Source organism: Vibrio sp. 1078-1 (assembly GCF_033340475.1).
The window spans coordinates 1-1134 of sequence record NZ_JAWOWM010000074.1; the positions used below are offsets into that span (position 1 = coordinate 1).

The 1134-nt window shown below is 45.2% G+C and carries 1 pseudogene; it reads left to right on the plus strand.

What is annotated here, in order from left to right:
- Nucleotides 1–400 precede the first annotated feature (400 nt).
- Nucleotides 401–1134, plus strand: a pseudogene (gene cyaA, locus R7190_RS25690) (adenylate cyclase); the annotation flags it as partial.

Here is a 1134-nt window from a genome sequence, read left to right on the forward strand (position 1 = left end):
AGTGCAAGTGGGCTTTTTCGAGTTGCAATGCGAATTGGTGTGGATTGGGTCATGATCTTCTCAATGCTGTTTGGATTTGGCTTTATCCTACCATTCTCATAAAGAAATGCTTACTGTTAGTTAGTTATCTCGTGGGGCTAAGGAAGGATTTACATAAGGTTGTGAAAATAGTGTGACTGGATTCTCAATTAGACTAAGGACTATTATTAGTTAGAGGCGATTACAAGCGACACTACCGCGTCTTCATTTTTGTGACTAAAGTATGGTTTTACGTCCGGTGCGAATTACGGGTGGAAAACTTTACCAACTCCAATGAAAGTGTTAAATTGATCACGTTTTTAGGCCGTTTTGGTTTAAAACATCAGCAGATGTCCGTGATTGTTCAACCAAGGAATTACCCTTGCAGGCTTACACCTATACCATCATTCAGCGATTAGACAATTTGAACCAGCAGCGTATCGATCGCGCGCTGGCGCTTATGGATTCGCAAAGCCAGCAAGTTTTCCACTTGATTCCTGCCTTACTGAACTACAATCACCCTGTCATTCCGGGCTACTACGACGCTGACGTTCCGTACGGCGTACACGGGCTTGAACTCAATCCTATCCAACAGCAATTCATCGACGACATACAACTCGCCATTGGTCAGCCACTCAAGACGGCAGAAAAGCCAGCGATCTTGGGCTTATATACCATGGGTAGTACGTCATCGATTGGTCAAAGCACTTCCAGCGATTTAGACATTTGGGTATGTATTTCGCCAGAGATGGATTGCGACGAACGTGAACTGCTCACCAACAAATGTTTGCTGATCACCGATTGGGCGCAAAGCCAAGGGGTGGAAGCGAACTTCTTCTTGATGGATGAAGAGCGTTTTAGAAGTAACCATTCTGAAGAGATGACAGGTGACAACTGCGGTTCCTCACAGCATTTGCTTTTGCTTGATGAGTTCTATCGCAGTGCAGTACGTATCGCTGGCCAGCGTCTGTTATGGCAAATTGTGCCACCAGAAATGGAAGAGTGTTACGACGAGTACGTTTCTCAATTGTGCAGCGATGGCTACATCGACTGTAGCGAGTGGATCGATTTTGGTAAGTTGAACCGCATTCCTGCCGAAGAATACTTTGGCTCGAA